Below are 18,439 nucleotides of genomic sequence, written 5' to 3' on the forward strand. Positions count from 1 at the left end.
CGCTCACGATTTCGAGCGGCGCTCCTGTTCGAGTCGCTCGTCGAGCCGGCCCAGTTCGTAGATGGCGTTGAGGTTGGTCGGCAGGCGACTCACGTTGTCCGGCACCGGGCCGGAATCCGGATCCGGATCCAGGGCAGGGGCAGGGGCAGGGGCCGGAGCCGTCGCGGGAGCCGAGCCAGCCACCCGGGCGGACCGGGTGCGGCGCACAAGCAGCAGCGCCAGCAGCGCGAGCACACCCGCGACCGGCAGGTAGTAACCGGGGCGCAGTGGCCAGCCGCTGCGTTCCGGGGCGCCGAGCGCCGGCGAGTCGAGCGAGTCCGAGGCATCACCGTGCGGCACGGGCTCGACCCCGTCGCGGGCGCCCTGCCCCGGGCCGGCGGGGTTCAGCGTGCCCGGAGCCACGGCTGGCGGGGGCGGTGACGCCGAGCCGGACCCGGCGGGCGGGGCGGCGGAGGCACCCGGTGGTGGGACCACCGCCGGTGGCGGGCTCGGTGCGGAGCCGTCGGTCGGGGTCGGACTGGGCGCCACGGGTGAGCCGGAGGCGCTGCCGCCGCCGAGCAGGCCGTCGACGATCTGACCGACGCCGCCCAGCAGGCCACCGACCAGGCCCGACGTGGCCGACGGCGACGGGGTGGGAGTGGGAGCAGGAGCGGGCGTCAGCGCGAGGACCAGCGAGAGCGCGACGATGGCAGGCATGGGTCCACCTCGGATGCGTCGATGTGCCAGGCACCGTACCGCAGCTCGGCGGCCCGAGTGAACAGGCAACACCGGGCGGGGACGCGCGTGGCGCCCCCGCCCGGCACATCGACGAGATCAGGCGGGCAGACCGCCGACCTGGGTGGAGATCCAGGAACGGATCGACGGCAGGTCCACGTAGATGGACGGGCCGGTGGCGCAGGTGGAGTTGTTGTTGCCGGCCCGACTGGTCGCGCCGATCAGGTTCCACACACCGTTGACCCGACGCACCTGCGGGCCGCCCGAGTCGCCGTAGCAGGCGCCGGAGTTGCCGTTGGTGTTGTTGGTGCAGATCTCGTACGGGCCGTTGATGCCGGAGCACCGGCTGTCGGCCACGATGGACGTGTCCAGCTCGTTGGCGACCGTGGGGGCGGAACCGCAGCCCCGGGGCGCGCAGGTCTGGCCCCAGCCGATGATCCGGGTGGCGGTGCCGACCGCGCCGGAGGTGCTCGGGATCGGCGCCGGGGCGTACGTGACCGAGCTTGCCAGTTGCAGCAGCTTGACGTCGACGCTCGGGTGGTTGACCGCGCGGGTCACCCGGACCACGGTGCCACCGCTGCTGCGGTTGACGCTGCCGACCCGCACCGACGACGGCGTCGAGCAGTGCTTGGCGGTGACCGCCCAGTTGGCCTTGATCAGGGTGCCGGTGCAGCCGGAGACGTACACCATGAACGGGTAGCTCTCGGTGGCCGGCCGGCCGCCGACCACCAGCGGGCTGATGTCCGAGTCGCCGTTCCAGGTGTACGTCGTGCTGGCCGGCGCGGCCAGGCTGCCGGCGAAGAGCGAGTTCACCCGTGACGCCTCGGCCGAGCTGGGGTTCGCGTTGCGACAGGAGACCGGGGCGCTGCTGCCGGACATCAGGTCGGTGCAGAGGCCGGTGCGCCGGTCCGGCAGACCGAGGATGTGGCCGAGTTCGTGGGCGGCGATCCGGTTACGGTCGTACCCCTGGTTGACGGCGGTGCGGCCCATCCAGATCCGTCCCGAGCCGAGCCCGGTCGGCTGCGCCCGGGGCCAGCCGTCGTCGACGGTGATGGTGATGCTGGCCGGGGTGCCGGCCAGGAGTCGGACGTTGCTGACCCGGCTGTTCCAGATCTGCGCCGCCTGGTCGAAGTTGGTGCGGAACTCGCCGGTCCGGCTCGCGTCGTAGTAGACGGTCCGCACGGCCGCGGCCGGTGCGCCGGTGGCGAGCTGCACCCCGGCGGCCGCCAGCACGGCCACCAGCGCGACCTGCACCGCACGTCTCAATTGTCGTCGGAACATCACGCACTCCCCTGGTCGCCGGCGACCATCAGTCGCCGATCATTGATGTACGTAAATATTAAGTGACAGCGACCGCCGCTCGACATAGCGGAAGTGTCATACCGCGGCTGTTACCCAGCGGTTACGCCGCAGCGAACTGACCGTGCCCCGGCAGGACGACGGTCAGCGCAGAGGGTCACCGGCACCGCCGCCGCGACGTGACCCCGAACATCGGACGGAGGCACCACGATGAGGATCAGGAGCGCACTGACGGCGCTGGCGGTCGTCCTCGCCGGGCTGGTCGCCGGCGCGGGCAGCAGCGCCACGGCGGGCACCACGGCGACGACCGGGTCGGCGTACTGCGGGATCACCTGGGGCAGCACGGAGAAGACGGCCGGCACGCTCAGCGACGCCCCGCTGGTCGACGTACGCACCGGTCGACACGACTGCTACGACCGGGTGGTGTTCGAGTTCGCCGGCCCGGTCGACGGTTACGCGGTCGGCTACGGCGAGACGTGGACCGAGGGCGAGGGGCTGGCGCTGTCGCCGTACACCGCCGGAGGCGCGCTGCTGCGGGTCTCGCTGCGGGCACCCGCGTACGACGCCGCCCACTCCGGCACGGTCCCGTACGCCGTCGGCGAGCACACCGCGAACCTGCTGCGCTACTCGACGCTGCGCGACGTCGTCTTCGGCGGCAGCTTCGAGGGCTACAGCACCTTCGCGGTCGGCGTACGGGCTCGGTTGCCGTTCCGCGTGCTCGTGCTGGCCGGCCCCGGCACGCACAGCCGAGTGGTGCTCGACGTGGCCCACCAGTGGCAGGAGTGACGGGGCGACGCTGGGCAGGCCCGGCCGGCGAGCCGGCCGGGCCGCCGACACCGACCGTTTCGCCAGGTCGCGCACCGTGCGGGCGGGTCTACCCTCAGGTGATGGAGGGCCGCGTGCTGGTGGTCGAGGACGACGCCTCCATCCGGGAGGTCACCGCCCTCGGTCTGCGCCGCGCCGGCTTCCGGGTCGACACCGCCGTCGACGGGCGGCAGGCCCTGGTGGCGTGGCGGGCCCACCCGGTCGACGTGATCGTGCTCGACGTCATGCTGCCCGGCCTGGACGGCCTGGAGGTCTGCCGGGAGATCCGGCGGACCAGCCAGGTGCCGATCCTGATGCTGACCGCCCGCACCGACACGCTCGACGTGGTGGTCGGCCTGGAGTGCGGCGCGGACGACTACCTGCGTAAACCCTTCGACCTGCCCGAGTTGGTGGCCCGGGTCCGCTCGGTGCTGCGCCGGGCCAGCGCTCCGGTGGCGTCGAGCACCATCGAGGTCGGCGGTCTGGAGATCGACCCGGGCAGCTTCGTGGTACGCCGGGACGGCCGGGAGGTCGCCCTGACCGCCACGGAGTTCCGCCTCCTGCTGGAGTTGGCCCGCCGCCCCGGCCAGGTCTTCACCCGGGAACTGCTGCTGGACCTGGTCTGGAACCACAGCTTCCTCGGTGACTCGCGCCTGGTCGACGTGGCGGTGCAGCGGCTGCGCGCCAAGGTCGAGGACGACCCGGCGCACCCACGGCTGGTCCGCACCGTGCGCGGCGCCGGCTACAAGTTGTCCACGGGCTGAGACGGAGGGTCGGCGATGGCCGGTCGCGCGGTGGCACCGGGCCGCCTGCGGCGCCGGCTGACGATCGCGTTCGTGCTGGTCGCCGGAGTGTCCGCCGGTCTGCTGGCCGGCGGCACCGGGCTGCTGCTGCGGCAGTCCTGGTTGGACGCCTCGCTGCACCAGGCCGCCGCCGACGCCCGCTACCAACTCGTCCTCGCCGGGCAGTTCCTGCCGCTGACCGAGCAGCGCGGCACCGATCTGCTCACCAGCTTCGAGGGCAGCGGCCGGCACGTGGTGCTCGTCGACGGACCGGCCCGACCCTCGCACCCGGCGTACGCCCCGACGCTCGGCGGTCGGCTGCGGGCCACCGTGGCCGAGGGACAGCTCGGCTACCAGCGGTCCGCGCCGGGGATGCGCCCTCGACTCCTGGTGGTCGGCGGGCGCATCCCCGGCTCGTCCGCCGAGCTGTACGTGATCACCGAGGAGGACGGCATCGCGGCCGACGTGGATCAACTGCGCAACGCGCTGCTGGCCGGCTGGGTGCTCGTGGTGCTGCTCGCCGCCGGGGTGGGGCACGCGTTGGCCCGCCGCACGCTGGAGCCGGTGGGCCGGGCCAGCCGGGCCGCCCGGGCGCTGACCGAAGGGCTGCTCGCCACCCGGCTGCCGGTGCGCGGACGCGACGAGTTCAGCGACTGGGCGGCGTCGTTCAACGAGATGGCCGAGGCGTTGGAGTCGAAGATCGCCGCGCTCTCGGCGGCGCAGGCCCGGGAACGGCGGTTCACCGCCGACGTCGCGCACGAGCTGCGTACCCCGGTGACCGCCCTGGTCGCCGCGGCCTCGCTGCTGCGCGAGCACCTCGACCAGCTGCCCGACGACGCCCGGCCGGCCGCGCGGCTGCTGGTCGGCGACGTGGTCCGGCTGCGCCGGCTGGTCGAGGACCTGATGGAGATCTCCCGGCTGGACACCGGGCGGGAGCGCCCGAGCATTGAGCTGGTGGACACGTCGGCGCTGCTGCACAGGATCGTCGCGGCGCGCGGCTGGTCGGCACGGGTGGTGATCAGTGGCGAACCGGTGGCGCTGCGCACGGACCCACGCCGGCTGGAGCGGGTGCTGGCCAACCTGGTGACCAACGCGGTCGAGCACGGCGGCGGCGAGATCCGGGCGACCGTGGCCGGGGTGGGTCCGCTTGTCGTCGTCGAGGTCACCGACCAGGGGCCGGGCATCCCGGCCGAGCACCTGCCCCGCCTGTTCGACAGGTTCTACAAGGTCGACCCGGCGCGCTCCGCTTCCGGCAGCGGCCTGGGGTTGGCCATCGCCCGGGAACACGCCGCTCTGCTCGGCGGGGTGCTGAGCGTCCGCAGCGACCCGGGCGCCGGCACCCGGTTCCGGCTGGAACTGCCCGCGCACGGTCCCGACGGGCCGCCCGGCGGCGTGCCACGCCCGGCCGGGCACGTCGACGTGGACACCACCAGCCCAACCGGTGGTGCGGGATGAACCGGCGCGGCGGGCGGTCCGCGACGGGCGTCGCGGTGCTTGTCGCCGTGCTTATCCTCGGCGGCTGCGCCACCCCGCGCTCCGGTGCCCTCGGCCCGGCGCCGACCACGTCGCCGTCGAGCGCCGCACCCACCGAACGCCCCACCCCCACCCCGCCGGCCGCGCCGACACCGTCACCGTCGGCCAGCGGCACTCCGCCGCGTCCGCCGACGCCGGCCACCACCGGCCCGCGCCAGCAGGCGACGGTGACCATCGAGCTGTGGTACGTCCGGTCCGGGCAGCTCGTACCGACCCGGCGGACCCGGCCGGCGACCATCGCGACGTCCCGGCTGGCGCTTACCGAACTGGCCGCCGGGCCCACCCCGGCGGAGGCCGCCACCGGGCTGACCACCCTGCTCCCGGCCGGCGTCGAGGTCACCCGGATCACCGACGGCGTGGCGACGTTGCGGCCCCTTCCGTCCGCCGACGACCCGGCGCGCCGGCGGCTGCGCGAGGCACAGGTGGTGTGGACGCTCACCCAGTTCCCCACCGTGCGGCAGGTCCGCTTCGGCGACGGCTCCCCGGTCGACCGGACCGACTATCCGGGGCTGCTGCCGCCGATCGTGGTCACCGGCCCGAGCGTCGGTGAGCGGGTCACCGCCCCGCTCACCGTCACCGGCACCGCCGACGCGTTCGAGGCCACGGTCAGCGTCCGGGTCCTGGACGCCGCCGGCCGGGAGGTGGCCACCGGCTTCGGTACCGCCAGCTGCGGCAGCGGCTGCCGGGGCGCGTACCGCGTGGTGGTCGGCTGGCGCACGACCCGGGAGCAGCGCGGCACCATCGAGGTGTACGAGGTGTCCCCGCACGACGGCGCGCGGATCAACACGGTGGCCGTGCCGGTGCTCCTCGCGCCCGCCTGAGCGCGGAGGGCGGGAAGGTAGCCGCCCTCCCGACCGAATGCGACGTAATTCGCAAAGAGACCCACGATCATCTGACCGCGACCTACCGTCAGTACGACCTCGTTCGGGAGGTCGGAACGCTCGGCGGTCAGCGGGTGGGCCCGGGTTGCGGGGTTCCGGCCGCCCGGTGCACCGCTGCCGGACCCAGCGCCTGATCCATCGTCGCTCGCCACCCGAAAGGCTGCACCATGCCCGGAACCGCCTCGACCGCACCCGGCGCACCTGGCGCACCTGGCGCCGGGGCGTCGACCGGCACGCCGTACCCGCGGCGTTGGCTCGCGCTGGTGGTCATCGCCCTCGCGCAGCTGATGGTGGTCCTGGACGCCACCATCGTGAACATCGCGCTCCCCCAGGCCCAGGCGGACCTGGGGATCAACGACGCGAACCGACAGTGGGTGGTCACCGCCTACACGCTGGCCTTCGGTGGCCTGCTGCTGCTCGGCGGCCGGATCGCCGACTACTGGGGTCGCAAGCGCGCGTTCATCGTCGGCATGATCGGCTTCGCGCTGGCCTCCGCGCTGGGCGGTCTGGCGACCACCGGCGAGATGCTCTTCGCCGCCCGGGCGTTGCAGGGCGTCTTCGGCGCGCTGCTCGCCCCGGCCGCGCTGGCCCTGCTCACCGTCCTGTTCACCGAGACGACCGAGCGCGCCAAGGCGTTCGCCGTGTACGGCGGCATCGCCGGCGGCGGGTCGGCGGTCGGCCTGCTGCTCGGTGGGGTGCTCACCGAGTACGCCAACTGGCGCTGGTGCCTGCTGGTCAACATCCCCGTCGCCGCCGTGGCGATCGCCCTCGCCCTCCCGCTGGTGCCGGAGAGCCGGGCGCACGGGAACACCCGCTACGACGTACCGGGAGCGGTCGTCGTCACCGCCGGCCTGGTCTCCCTCGTGTACGGCTTCACCAAGGCCGCCGAGGACGGCTGGGAGGCCGCCGCGACGCTCGGGTTCATCGCCGCCGGTGTGGTGCTGCTCGCCGTCTTCGTGGTGATCGAGCTGCGCTCCAACCACCCGCTGCTGCCGCTGCGGATCATCCTGGACCGCAACCGGGGCGCGGCGTACCTCACCTCGACGCTGATCGGCGCCGGCCTGTTCGGCGCGTTCCTCTTCCTGACCTTCTACTTCCAGGTGGTGCTTCAGTACACGCCGCTCGAAGCCGGGCTCGCGTCGCTGCCGGTCACCGCGGGCGTGCTGATCGCCGCCGCCGGCGCCAGCCAACTGTTGCCCCGGCTGGGTGCCAAGCCGCTGATGGTCGGCGGCGCCGCGCTCGCCGCCGTCGGTATGCTGCTGCTCACCCAGATCGACGTGGACACCTCGTTCCTCACCCTCCTGCTGCCCGCCCAGGTCATCCTCGGCCTGGGCCTCGGTTTCACCTTCGTGCCGCTGTCCAGCCTGGCGCTGTTCGGGGTGCCGGAGCACGACGCCGGCGCGGCCAGCGCGACGCTCAACGCCACCCAGCAGATTGGCGGCTCGTTGGGCACCGCCCTGCTGAACACCATGTACACCAGCGCGGTCACCGCGTACCTGGTGGGCCGGGCACCGAGCCCGGCCACCCAGGTCAAGGCGCTGGTGCACGGCTACAGCGTGGCGTTCGCCTGGGGCGCGGCCCTGATCGTGCTCGCCGGCCTGATCACCCTGTTCCTGATCAAGGTGCGTAAGGGGGACATCCGGACCGGCGGCCCCGTGCACATGGGTTGAGCGGACCGACGGACGCCGGCCGGCGTCGGATAGCGTTCTGGGCAGCGTCGACAACCCGTTGAGGAGACACATGCCCACCCCTGCCGATGAGATCATCGCCGCTCTGCGCGCGGGCCACGAGGAGCTGGCCGCACTCGTCCGGGACCTCAAGGAGGACGACCTGGTCCGACCGTCGGGGGCCAGCGAGTGGCAGGTGTCCCAGGTGCTCAGCCACCTGGGCAGCGGCGCCGAGATCGGCCTCGCCACCCTGACCGCCGCCCGCACCGGCGCTCCCGGCTTGGACGGCGACTTCAACCGCGGCGTCTGGAAGCGCTGGGACGCGATGTCCCCGGCCGAGCACGCCGCCGGGTTCCTGGCCGCCAACGAAGAGCTGGTCGAGGCGTACGAGGCGCTCGACGCCGACACCCGCGCCACGCTGCGCATCGACATGGGTTTCCTGCCCGAGCCGGTGAACGTCGCCACCGCGGGCCGGTTCCGGCTCAGCGAGTTCGCCCTGCACCAGTGGGACGTCGAGGTGGCGTTCAACCCGTTCGCGTCGGTGACGCCGCAGGCGGTGACGCTGCTGCTCGACCACGTCGGCGGCATGCTGGGCTGGACCAGCCGGCCACAGGAGCTGGCCGGCCGGGAGGCCACCCTGCTGCTGCGGCTGCACCAGCCGGAGCGGACGTACGGGCTGCGGCTGGGCGAGAAGATCGAGCTGGTCGACGCGCCGGAACAGCCCGACGGCGAGCTGACCGCTCCGGCCGAGGCGTGGCTGCGACTCGCCGTCGGCCGGCTCGGGCCCACGCACACCCCCGACGGGGTGCGGGTGACCGGCCCAGTGACCCTGGACGACCTGCGCCGGGTCTTCGTCGGCTTCTGACGCGTACCGCGCGGGCCGGTCCTCCCGGCCCGCGCGGCTCGTCACCCCTTCACGCAGACCACCTGCTTGAGGTGCGCCACCACCTCCACCAGGTCCTCCTGCTGGGCCATCACCTCGGTGATGTCCTTGTAGGCGCCGGGGATCTCGTCGACCACCCCGGCGTCCTTGCGGCACTCGACCCCGGCGGTCTGCGCGGCCAGGTCGTCCGTGCTGAAGGTCCGCTTGGCCTGCGCCCGCGACATCCGCCGCCCGGCCCCGTGCGAGGCCGAGCAGTACGCGTGCGGGTTGCCCCGACCCCGCACGATGTACGACCCGGTGCCCATCGACCCGGGAATGATGCCCAGGTCGCCCCGCCCGGCCCGGATCGCGCCCTTACGGGTGACCAGCACGTCCACCCCGTCGTAGCTCTCCTCGGCGACGTAGTTGTGGTGACACGAGATCGGCTCGTCGAAGCCCACCTGCGGGAAGTGCTCCCGCACCACGCCGCAGAGCAGCGCCAGCATGACCGCCCGGTTGCGCCGCGCGTACTCCTGCGCCCACCACAGGTCCCGCCGGTAGGCGTCCATCTCCGGCGTGCCGGCGAGGAACACCGCCAGGTCCCGGTCGGGCAGGTCGACGTTGTGCGGCAGCCCGCGGGCCACCCCGATGTGCCGCTCGGCCAACTCCTTGCCGATGTTGCGGGACCCGGAGTGCAGCATCACCCACACCCGGCCCTCGTCGGCGCCACCCTGCTCCAGGCAGACCTCGATGAAGTGGTTGCCGCCGCCGAGCGTGCCGAGCTGCCGCTGAGCCCGGGTCTCCAGCTGCGCCACCCGACGGTCCAGCCCGGCGAACCGGCCCCAGAAGTCGTCCCACCCGGCCTGCTCCAGGCCCCGAACCCGGCGCGGGTCGACGGCCCGGTCCCGCTGGGCGAAGCCGACCGGGATGGTGGCCTCGATCGCGGACCGCAGGCCGGCCAGGTCGTCCGGCAGGTCAGCGGCGGTCAGCGAGGTACGCACCGCCGACATGCCGCAGCCGATGTCGACGCCGACGGCGGCGGGCGAGACGGCCTGCCGCATGGCGATCACCGACCCGACCGTGGCGCCCTTGCCGAAGTGCACGTCCGGCATCACGGCGACGCCCTGCACCCAGGGCAGCGCGCCGATGTTGCGCAGCTGCCGGGCGGCCTGCGGCTCGATGGCGTACGGGTCGGTCCAGACCCGGACCGGCGCCCGGGTACCGGCGAGGGGCGTGAATCCCATCGTGGTCTCCTTGTGTCGTACCGGCACCATCGTCGCAGGGGTGACCGGAAATGATCGCGCCAACGGATCGGCCGGGCGCGGAGAGGCTGGTCGGATACGAAAGGCCGCCCGACCCTCAGCGGGGTGGGCGGCGCCGGACGCGCTGTCGTCAGCGGTGGCGTCGCCCCGAGTGCCGGGTCTGTTCGGGCTGGCCGAGACACCGGCACCCCGCGCCGGACGGCAACGCGGCACCGGCACCTGGCGTGCGCCAGGTGGCGTCGGTGGGTTGGCGTTGCGACACGGCGTACTCCCGGGGTCTGCGCGGTTGACCTTGCTCCAGTGACGCTAGGCGGGCCGAGCCGCGTCCGCAATGGATATTGCGAGCGGCCCGGCCGCGCCGGCTCGGTTACGGCTGCGGCACCAGCCGGAAGGACTGCGCCGCGGTGCCGTTGCAGGTGTACTGGATGAGCTGGACGCTGTTCGCCGTGGACGCCCCCGGCACGTCGAGACACTTGCCGCTGAGACGGTTGACCAGGCGGTAGTAGCCACCACCCTCCGACTCGGCCCGCCACTGCTGGTTGGTGCCGCCGCTGTAGGACCAGAGTTGGATCGGCGCCGAGTCGGCGGTCGACACGTTCGTCACGTCGAGCACCTGGGCGCTGTTGGTGCGGTTGTTGACCCGCAGGTAGCCGCCGCTGGTCGGCGCGAACTGGTACTGCTGGGCGGCGCTGTTGTTGCAGGTGTACTGCTGGATGGCGGTGCCGTTGGCGCTGGCGGCGGCCCGCGCGTCCACGCACTTGCCGCTGCCCCGGTTGACCACGGTGTGCCAGGCGGTCGGCGAGATCGGGCCGGTCGGCGTGGGCGTCGGGGTGGGCCCGGTGGCGACGCCCGCGAGCCAGTGCAGCCCGTCGATCAGCAGCCGGTTCTGCGGCTCGCTGTCGAAGGTGGAGGACAGCCCGGTGTTGGTGCTGTAGTTCATCGCGTTGTGGCCGAAGTTGGCGTACAGCATCTTGTAGTTCCTGTTGCTCCACACCAGCGGGTAGTAGCCGCTGTACCAGGTCTGGGTGGGGTCGGTGCCGACCGGGAAGCTGGACGGGTCGATCGAGGCCAGGATGTCGATGTTGGGGTTCTGCCGCAGGTCGTTGCTCCAGGAGTACCACTCGCTGATCGACGAGGAGAACGTCGCCGGGAGGTTCCGGGTGGCCGCGTGGGTGCGGTTGTCGGCGCGCAGCGTGACCCGGGTCGGCCCCCAGGTGTTCGACTGGAACGCGCCGGTGCCGAGGAAGGTGTTGTAGTACCAACTCCAGCTCGACGGGTTGTCGGTCCACGCGCTGACGTGGAAGCCCAGCCAGCCACCGCCGTTCTGCATGTACTGCTGGAACGCGGCGCGCTGCGCGGTGGGCGGGGCGTCGTCGAGGAACATGATGACCTTGTACTGGGCCAGGTTCGCGGTGTTCAGCAGGCTCCAGTTGGTGGTCGCCTCCCAGGAGAAGCCGTACTGTGCCGCGGCCCGCGGGAACCAGGCGCGGGCGTCACGGACGAAGTCGATGTGCGCGGCGTCCCAGGTGCCGTTGTAGAAGGCCAGGACCTTGAACGTCGGCGCGGCCTGCGCGCCCCGCGAGGCGCCGCCCACGAGGCCGGCGCTCACCGCGACGAGGAGCGCGACGAACACCGACAAGATCCTTCTGGTACGGGTGGAGAGCTGTGTGATCACGTGATCGCCCCTTCGGTGTGGCCCGGGACGCGCGCCGCCGCGTCAGCGTGAACTATCAGTTCACAACCTTTACAGATAGACGAAGATTATGCGCCCCACCGCGAGGGCGTCAATCGCGCCGGCCCATCACCTCGGTGGCCACCAGGTCGACGAGGCGACCGTCGAGGTCAGCCGAGGTCAGCCGACCGAGGACCGGGCCACCGGCAGGGCGAAGTAGGTGTCCGGGTAGGGCTCGTCGCGATAGCGGTAGTGCCACCACTCGCGGTCGTAGTTGACGAAGCCGGCGTCGGTCATCAGCCGCCGCAGCAACTGCCGGTTCTCCCGGGCCGTGCCGGTGATGCGGGGGTCCGCGGTGTGCGCCCGGGCGTCGAAGCAATCGAAGCCGGTGCCCATGTCGATGCTGTTGTCGGCGAACCGTTGGCCGACCGGGGCCGTGCAGGCGACAAGCGGCTGCCCCGGCACGAACGGGGGTTGGGTGGCGGCGGGCTCGTCGACCAGCGTCAGGTCAAGCGTGCTGCCCCGACTGTGCGCGGTGGGGGCGCCGATGTAGCCGTCGGCGAAGAGCCGGTCCTTGGCCAGATCCGGATAGAACTCGGCCTTGGTCTGCTGTTCGAGCGGGCTCTTCGACCAGGCGACGAAGTCGTCCACCGCGGGCTGCGGGCGGTAGCAGTCGTACACCTTGAGGCTGTGTCCGCCGGCCAGCGCGGCGTCCTGCACCCGGCGCAGCGCCTCGGCCGCCTGTCGGGTGAGCAGGCACAGGGGCTCGCGGTAGGCGGTGACCGGCCGGCCGACGAAGTTGTGCGCCGTGGCGTACCGGATGTCGGAGTGGATGCGCGGATCGACGTCGGACAGCACCACGAACCCCGGCAACCGGCCCGTGGCGGAGGGCTCAGCGCTCGCCGGCCCCGGGCTCACCGACGTCGTCGCCGGGACCGACGGCTGCTGGCCGGCGGGCGGGTGCGAGCAGCCACCGAGCACCGCGACGACCGCGAGCACGGCGGCGTTGCCCACCCGGCCTGACCTGCGCACCCGTCCTGTCTATCAGCCTGGGCGAGGGGTCCGCGCCGGATCAACCCGCGGCGCCCGGATCTTCCCCCGCCGCCGGCCGCACCGAGTCGGTGTCGTCGACCAGGTGCCCGCGCAGGAACCGCAGCGCCGCCTCGTCGTCGTCGATCCCGCCGCCCTCGTGGCCGTTGTAGCGCCACACCGCCAACTCGGTCGGCCCCGCGTGGGCGTTCACAGCCGCGTAGACCCCCGACGGCGGCACGATGTCGTCCATCAGCGCCACCGAGTACCGGGCGGGCCGGCGGCAGCGCCGCGCGAAGTTGACCCCGTCGACGTACGACAGGGTCGTCAGCACCCGCTCCTCGGCGTCCCGGTGGATCGCCAGGTAGTCGCGGATCTCCCGGTACGGGCGGGCGTCGGTGACCACCACCGCGCGCGGGATGTCGCAGAGGAACGGCACGAGGGCGACCACCGCCCGCACACCGGGTGCCAGCGCGCCGGCCGCGAGGGCCAGCCCGCCGCCCTGGCTGTGCCCGAGCACCGCCACCCGGGTCGGGTCGACCATCGGCAGGGTGCGGACGGCATCCACCGCCCGGACCGCGTCGGTGATCAGCCGCCGGTAGTAGTACGTCCGGGGGTCGGCGATGCCCCGGGTCGCCACGCCCGGCGCCTCCGGACCGGACGTGCCCGGATCCGGGGTGACACCCCGACTCCAGCCCGAGCCCTGCCCTCGGGTGTCCATCTGCAGGTGGGCGAACCCGGCCGACGCCCACAGCAGGTTCTCCAGCGGGTGCCCCCGCCCGCCGCCGTAGCCGACGTACTGCACGAGGGTCGGCAGCGCCGCGTCGGCCCCGCGGGGCACCCGCAGCCAGGCCCGTACGGGCTGACCGGCGAAGCCCGCGAACGTCACGTCGAACACGTCGATGCTGGTCAGAGCGGTCGCCACCGGCTCGACCCGGATCGGCCATCCGGCGGCCCGGGCCTCGGCCAGCGTGCCGTCCCAGAACTCGTCGAAGTCCGCGGGGTCGGTCACCACGCCGCGGTGGTCGCGTAGCTGCTCCTCGGACAGGTCGGTGTACATGGCGTCCTCGGTCCGTCGGATTGACACTGATGCAGGGGGCGGTCGCCGGGGGCGACGGCGCGGGCGTCGGGCAGCACACCGGAAGGTGTCCGATAAGTTACCGGAACCTTTCCGCAACTGTGCCGAACGCTAGAACCGACCTGCCATGTCGTCAACCCCCGTCCGTGGGGCAAGATGACGCGGAGGAGCGGGAATGCCGTTCCGGGACAATGGCATGGCGACGGCTTGCGGTCGCTCTTGCGGACCGGTGAAGGAGACGCGGATGGGCGCGGACGACGGACGCAGGGTGACCATCACCGCGATCGCGCGGGAGGCCGGGGTTTCGGTGCCGACCGTGTCGCGGGTGCTCAACGGTCGGTCCGATGTGGCCCCCGACACCCGGGAACGGGTCGAGGAACTGCTGCGCCACCACGGCTACCGGCGCCGCAGCAGCCGCAGCGTGCGACGTGCCGGCCTCGTCGACCTGGTCTTCAACGACCTGGACAGCCCGTGGGCCGTGGAAATCATCCGCGGTGTGGAGGACGTCGGGCACGGCGCCGGCGTCGGCACCGTGGTCTCCGCGATCCACCGCCAGCCCACGGCCGCCCGGCAGTGGTTGCAGAACCTGCGTACCCGGGCCACCGACGGCGTCATCTTCGTGACGTCGCACCTGAGCCCACCCCTGCACGCGCAGCTCCGCCGCCTCAACGTGCCGGTGGTCGTCGTCGACCCGGCCGGCGTGCCGGCGATGGACGTGCCGACGATCGGCGCCACCAACTGGGCCGGCGGGCTCGCCGCGACCGAGCACCTGCTGGCGGTCGGGCACCGGCGGATCGGGTTCGTGGCCGGGCCGACGCACCTGCTGTGCAGCCGCGCCCGCCTCGACGGCTACCGGGCCGGGCTGGAGGCCGCCGGCGTCCCGGTGGACGACGCGCTGATCTACCCGGGCGACTTCTACCACGCCTCCGGCTTCGCTGGCGGCACGGCGCTGCTCGAACTGGACGACCCGCCGACCGGCATCTTCGCGGCCAGCGACCAGATGGCCTTCGGTGTCTACGAGGCCATCCGGCGCCGCGGGCTGCGAGTCCCCGACGACGTCAGCGTGGTGGGTTTCGACGACCTGCCCGAGGCGCGCTGGGCCTCACCGCCACTGACCACCGTGCGTCAGCCGCTGGTCGAGATGGGCCGGCTCGCGGCGCGGACAGTGCTGCGGCTGGCCCAGGGCGAGAGCATCGACTCGCCCCGGGTGGAACTCGCCACCGAGCTGGTCGTACGGGACAGCACCACCGCGCCGCCGAACGGGTCAGCGCACTCGTCGTGAGGGTCCGAGCCGTTCCGGAAGCGGGTCCGCCCGTTCCGGTCCGGCAGCCGAAATTTCCGGTTCGACCCGGTCCCGCCGCAGGTCGGGCGACGGCCGGCACGTCCAGCGGCGGCCGTCGACGTGCCGGCGCGGTGAGCGACCCGAGCCGCTCACCGCGCCGTACGCGTCAGTGGTGGTGGTGTGCGCGGACAGCCCGACGGATGCTGACCGGCAGCGCGGGCGCGCCGTCGACCGGTGCCGGATCCTCGGCGGTCGGCGCCACTCCCCCGGCGGCAATCCGGTCCAGGGTGGCAAGGCCAGCGGGGTCGACCTCGCCGAAGATCGTGTAGTTGGGGCGCAGCGCCGAGTTGGCGTACACCAGGAAGAACTGACTGCCGTTGGTGTCCGGCCCGGCGTTCGCCATGGCCAGCACGCCCCGTGCGTAGAGCCGGCGCTCCCCGGTCGGGTCGGTCGGCGCCGGCGGCAGATCGGTCGGCAACTCGTCGCGGTACCGGTAGCCCGGGCCGCCCTCGCCGGTGCCGGACGGGTCACCGCACTGCAGGACGCTCAGCGTGGGGTAGGCGGTGAGGCGGTGGCACGAGGTGCGGTCGTAGAAGCGCTTGCCGACCAGGTGCAGGAAGCTCTGCACCGTGCACGGCGCGGCCTCCCGGTCCAGGGTCAGCCCGATCGGCCCATGGTTGGTGGAGAGCGTCACCCGGACGCTGCCCCGGCCCGGGGTCCGGCGGGGGTCCGGCGGCAGCGGCACCGGGCGGGCGGCCGGCTCGTCAGGCGTCTCGGTGTACGCGCACGGGCCGTGCGTGGTGCGCGGCGGCCGGACAGCGGCAGCGGCGGCGACAGACGACGCGGCGGACGCGGTGACCGCGTCGACGGACCCGCCCGGCGTGGCCACGGCGGCGGCGGACGCGCCGACGACCAGCGCCCCGGCGAGCGCCGTCACGCCCGCGAGGCGGGTGAGCACGCGCACCGGCCGGCGGGGTGCCGCCGCGCCGGAGGGCGGTTCGAGTTCACTCGACACAGGGATCCTCCTGGACTCGTGGTACTGAAACGACCGGAGTCTATGGATCCCAGAGCCGGTTGTCGATCCGTCAGGGCAGTTGGCGGCGACGCCACAGCAGCCCGCCCAGCAGCACCAGCACCGCCGCAGCGCTCACCGCGGTCACCAGCCACAGCCATCCCGAGCCGGGGTGCGGGCCACTGGCCGCGGCCGGTCTGGGCGCACCGGGTGCGGCCAGCGCGGACGGCAGGGCCGACGGCGTGGCGGTCAACTCGCCCGGCTCGACCAACCGGCCCACGGCGGCGTCGCGGGGCACCGAGAAACCCCAGTCCAGCAGGGCCGCGCCCTGCTCCCAGCCGCGCATCGGCGCCGGCTCGGCACCCAGCAGCGTCGCCACGAGCCGCCGCCCGTCGCGCTCCGCAGCACCCACGTACGTGTGCCGGGCCAGGTCGGTGAAGCCGGTCTTGCCGCCCAGCGCACCCGGGAACCGGTAGATGAGCTGGTTCTCGTTCTGGATCTGGAAACCCTTGGTGCGCTGCGCCGGCTGGGCCGGGATGGTCGCCTGGTCGGTGAGCGCGTACCGCCGGAAGGTCGGCTGCGCGAAGCAGGCCCGGGCGATCAGCGCCAGGTCGTACGCGCTGGTGAACTGGCCCTTGCCGTCCAGGCCGGACGGGGTGACCGCGTGCGTCTGGAGCGCTCCGAGCCGGTGTGCCTGCTCGTTCATGGCGCGGACGCCGCCGGCCGCCCCGTCGGACCCGCCGCCCAGCCGGGCCAGCGCGTTCGCCGCCTCGTTGCCCGAGTTGAGCAGCAGCCCCAGCCAGATGGTCTCGATGGTGTACCGGCCGCCCTCGACCAGGCCGACGGCGGAGGAACCCGGCTCGATGTTCATGTCCGCCGCGGTGACGGTGACCATCTGCTTCGGGTCGAGCCGGGGCATCATGGTCGCCGCCAGCAGCAGCTTCTGCACGCTGGCCGGGGTGCCGTACTCGTGCGGGCCGCAGCCCCCGAGCACCTGCCCGGTGTCCAGGTCGGCGACCAGCCACGACGTGGCCGTGATCGCCGGCGGGGCGCCCACGCCGGCCGGCACGACCAGGCCGCTGGTGGCCAGCCCGGCGCCGCCGACGGTCCGCTGCTCGGGCACGTCGGGCGGGGGCGTGGGCCGGGGCGGCCGGGACACCGCCGGCGCCGGCACCCGCGGGCACCGCACGGCGGCGGTCTCCGTGGCGGCAGCGGCCACCGGCGCGGCCGATGCGGCCCGCGTTGCCGGCGCGGCCCGCGTTGCCGGCGCGGCCTGCGTTGCCGGCGCGGCCTGCGTTGCCGGCGCGGCCTGCGTTGCCGGCGCGGCCTGCGTTGCCGGCGCGGTCGATGCGGGCGCGGCCGATGCGACGGTGACCGGCGCGGGAGCGAGCAGGACGACGGTCGCCGTGGCCGCCAACAGCGCAGCTCTCATGTGCCCGACCCTAGTCAACAAGATCGCCCGGCGGGACCGGATGCCGCCGCACGATGGCGGCGGTGACGGGTGCCGACGCACGACGGCGGTGGCCCGGGGACGCGGGCCGGCGCACGACGGCGTCGGGTGGTGGTGGCGGCACGACGGCTTTAGCGCGGCGGTCCGGCGCGTTTGGCGGCTGTGGGTCAGGTGACGCGGCGCAGCCAGCGCCGCTGCCAGGGGGCCTCCACGGCCTTCGGGTGGTAGCCCGCCCGGACCCACGGCACCACCCGCTCGGCCGGCAGGCCGTCAAGGATCGCCAAGGCGGCCAATGCCGTACCGGTGCGGCCCACCCCACCCCGACAGGCCACCTCGACGCGCTCACCGTCGTGCGCCCGCCGCAGGACGTCCCGCAGGGCGTCGAGCGCGTCCGCCCGGTCGAGCGGTATCCAGAAGTCCGGCCATCGGATCCGCCGGTGCGGCCAGGCCGGCTCCGGGCCGGGCGCCAACAACAGGGCGAAGTCGGCGGGCGAGGCGGTCGCGGCGATGCGGCGTCCGCGCACCGGCGCCCCGCTGGGCAGTACGAGCACACCTGGCTGCTCAGACCAGGGCTGAGCGACAGTCACCCGAGCATTGTGCCGCAAACAGGGCCAGGCGTCGTGCCGCTATCAACTCCGACCACCGTGCCGCACTGACTCCCCGGCGTCATGCCGCTATCGGCTCCCGGCCACCGTGCTGCCGTGGGCTCCCGGGGCGTCGTGGCGCCGCCACGGGGCACAGACAGCGCCGCCCCCGACCGGAGTGGGTCGGGGGCGGCGCCGGTGTCGGTGTGCAGGTCGCCACGCCGCCACGCCGCCACGCCGCCACGCCGCCACGCCGCCACGCCGATCTTGGACAGTTTCCGTTAGCTGGGCCCGCCCTGCTAAACGGAACTGTCCAAGATCTCGTGGCCAGCACCAGACGCGGCAAGGCCAACCACCTACCCCGCGCCAGCCAACGACGCGTCGCGCGCCAACCCGACCCACACCAAGCCGACGCCCTGGCCTCCAGACCCCGGACATGCCGCTGGCCGGCCCCCCGCGTTCGGGGTGCCGGCCAGCGGTTCTCTCGTGGTGCCGGGGGTCAGCTGTTCCAGTACTGGCCGACGAGGT

Annotated in this window: 16 protein-coding genes; 7 read left to right on the plus strand and 9 right to left on the minus strand. The window is 73.5% G+C overall.

All coding sequences use genetic code 11. The annotated features are described in order from the left end of the window. Positions 1-3: 3 nt before the first annotated feature. The gene (locus ABZ780_RS21965) at positions 4-696 is read right to left on the minus strand and encodes a hypothetical protein (protein WP_357001985.1); all 693 of its coding nucleotides are present in this window, start codon (positions 694-696) and stop codon (positions 4-6) included. A gap of 117 nt (positions 697-813) precedes the next feature. Continuing rightward, positions 814-1,995: a snapalysin family zinc-dependent metalloprotease gene (locus tag ABZ780_RS21970; protein ID WP_357001987.1), complete on the minus strand. Its 1,182-nt coding sequence runs from the start codon at positions 1,993-1,995 to the stop codon at positions 814-816. A gap of 228 nt (positions 1,996-2,223) precedes the next feature. On the opposite strand from ABZ780_RS21970, the gene ABZ780_RS21975 reads away from it, so the two are divergent. From ABZ780_RS21975 to ABZ780_RS22000, 6 genes are all read left to right on the plus strand, one after another. Continuing rightward, positions 2,224-2,799, plus strand: coding sequence for a hypothetical protein (locus tag ABZ780_RS21975; protein WP_357001989.1), 576 nt, complete (start codon positions 2,224-2,226; stop codon positions 2,797-2,799). A 101-nt stretch (positions 2,800-2,900) separates the two neighbouring features. Then, positions 2,901-3,581, plus strand: a complete 681-nt coding sequence (locus tag ABZ780_RS21980) for a response regulator transcription factor (protein WP_357001992.1) — start codon at positions 2,901-2,903, stop codon at positions 3,579-3,581. 15 nt (positions 3,582-3,596) lie between these two features. After that, positions 3,597-5,054, plus strand: coding sequence for a HAMP domain-containing sensor histidine kinase (locus tag ABZ780_RS21985; RefSeq protein WP_357487200.1), 1,458 nt, complete (start codon positions 3,597-3,599; stop codon positions 5,052-5,054). Further along, on the plus strand, positions 5,051-5,953 hold the full coding sequence (locus ABZ780_RS21990) for a Gmad2 immunoglobulin-like domain-containing protein (protein WP_357487201.1): 903 nt from the start codon (positions 5,051-5,053) through the stop codon (positions 5,951-5,953). The genes ABZ780_RS21985 and ABZ780_RS21990 overlap by 4 nt, the downstream gene beginning before the upstream one ends. 227 nt (positions 5,954-6,180) lie before the next feature. Then, positions 6,181-7,683 (plus strand): MFS transporter, encoded by a 1,503-nt coding sequence (locus ABZ780_RS21995; protein WP_357487202.1) that lies wholly within the window; start codon positions 6,181-6,183, stop codon positions 7,681-7,683. 70 nt (positions 7,684-7,753) lie between these two features. Further along, complete coding sequence (locus tag ABZ780_RS22000; protein ID WP_357002003.1) at positions 7,754-8,545, plus strand: maleylpyruvate isomerase family mycothiol-dependent enzyme; 792 nt, start codon at positions 7,754-7,756, stop codon at positions 8,543-8,545. A 41-nt stretch (positions 8,546-8,586) separates the two neighbouring features. On the opposite strand, the gene ABZ780_RS22005 is transcribed toward ABZ780_RS22000, so the two are convergent. The 4 genes from ABZ780_RS22005 to ABZ780_RS22020 all read right to left on the minus strand — a co-directional run bounded on the left by ABZ780_RS22005 (position 8,587) and on the right by ABZ780_RS22020 (position 13,565). After that, positions 8,587-9,786, minus strand: a complete 1,200-nt coding sequence (locus ABZ780_RS22005) for an RtcB family protein (RefSeq protein WP_357002006.1) — start codon at positions 9,784-9,786, stop codon at positions 8,587-8,589. Positions 9,787-10,171: 385 nt separating this feature from the next. After that, positions 10,172-11,437, minus strand: coding sequence for an RICIN domain-containing protein (locus tag ABZ780_RS22010; RefSeq protein WP_357002009.1), 1,266 nt, complete (start codon positions 11,435-11,437; stop codon positions 10,172-10,174). Between the two features lie 219 nt (positions 11,438-11,656). Next, positions 11,657-12,394, minus strand: a complete 738-nt coding sequence (locus tag ABZ780_RS22015) for a M15 family metallopeptidase (protein WP_357002808.1) — start codon at positions 12,392-12,394, stop codon at positions 11,657-11,659. A gap of 154 nt (positions 12,395-12,548) precedes the next feature. Then, positions 12,549-13,565, minus strand: a complete 1,017-nt coding sequence (locus tag ABZ780_RS22020) for an acetylxylan esterase (RefSeq protein WP_357002810.1) — start codon at positions 13,563-13,565, stop codon at positions 12,549-12,551. Between the two features lie 262 nt (positions 13,566-13,827). Here ABZ780_RS22020 and ABZ780_RS22025 point away from each other — a divergent pair, with 262 nt between their 5' ends. After that, a complete protein-coding gene (locus ABZ780_RS22025; RefSeq protein WP_357002011.1) occupies positions 13,828-14,865 on the plus strand; it encodes a LacI family DNA-binding transcriptional regulator in 1,038 nt (345 codons plus the stop codon). 166 nt (positions 14,866-15,031) lie between these two features. On the opposite strand, the gene ABZ780_RS22030 is transcribed toward ABZ780_RS22025, so the two are convergent. From ABZ780_RS22030 to ABZ780_RS22040, 3 genes are all read right to left on the minus strand, one after another. Next, entirely contained in the window at positions 15,032-15,880 is an 849-nt protein-coding gene (locus ABZ780_RS22030; protein ID WP_357487203.1) for a peptidylprolyl isomerase, read from the minus strand. Between the two features lie 70 nt (positions 15,881-15,950). Next, positions 15,951-17,309, minus strand: a complete 1,359-nt coding sequence (locus ABZ780_RS22035; RefSeq protein WP_357487205.1) for a D-alanyl-D-alanine carboxypeptidase — start codon at positions 17,307-17,309, stop codon at positions 15,951-15,953. A 185-nt stretch (positions 17,310-17,494) separates the two neighbouring features. Then, the gene (locus ABZ780_RS22040) at positions 17,495-17,914 is read right to left on the minus strand and encodes a protein-tyrosine phosphatase family protein (RefSeq protein WP_357002019.1); all 420 of its coding nucleotides are present in this window, start codon (positions 17,912-17,914) and stop codon (positions 17,495-17,497) included. Positions 17,915-18,439: the final 525 nt, after the last annotated feature.

The sequence above is a fragment of the Micromonospora sp. NPDC047467 genome, assembly GCF_040643095.1.
GTDB lineage: Bacteria > Actinomycetota > Actinomycetes > Mycobacteriales > Micromonosporaceae > Micromonospora.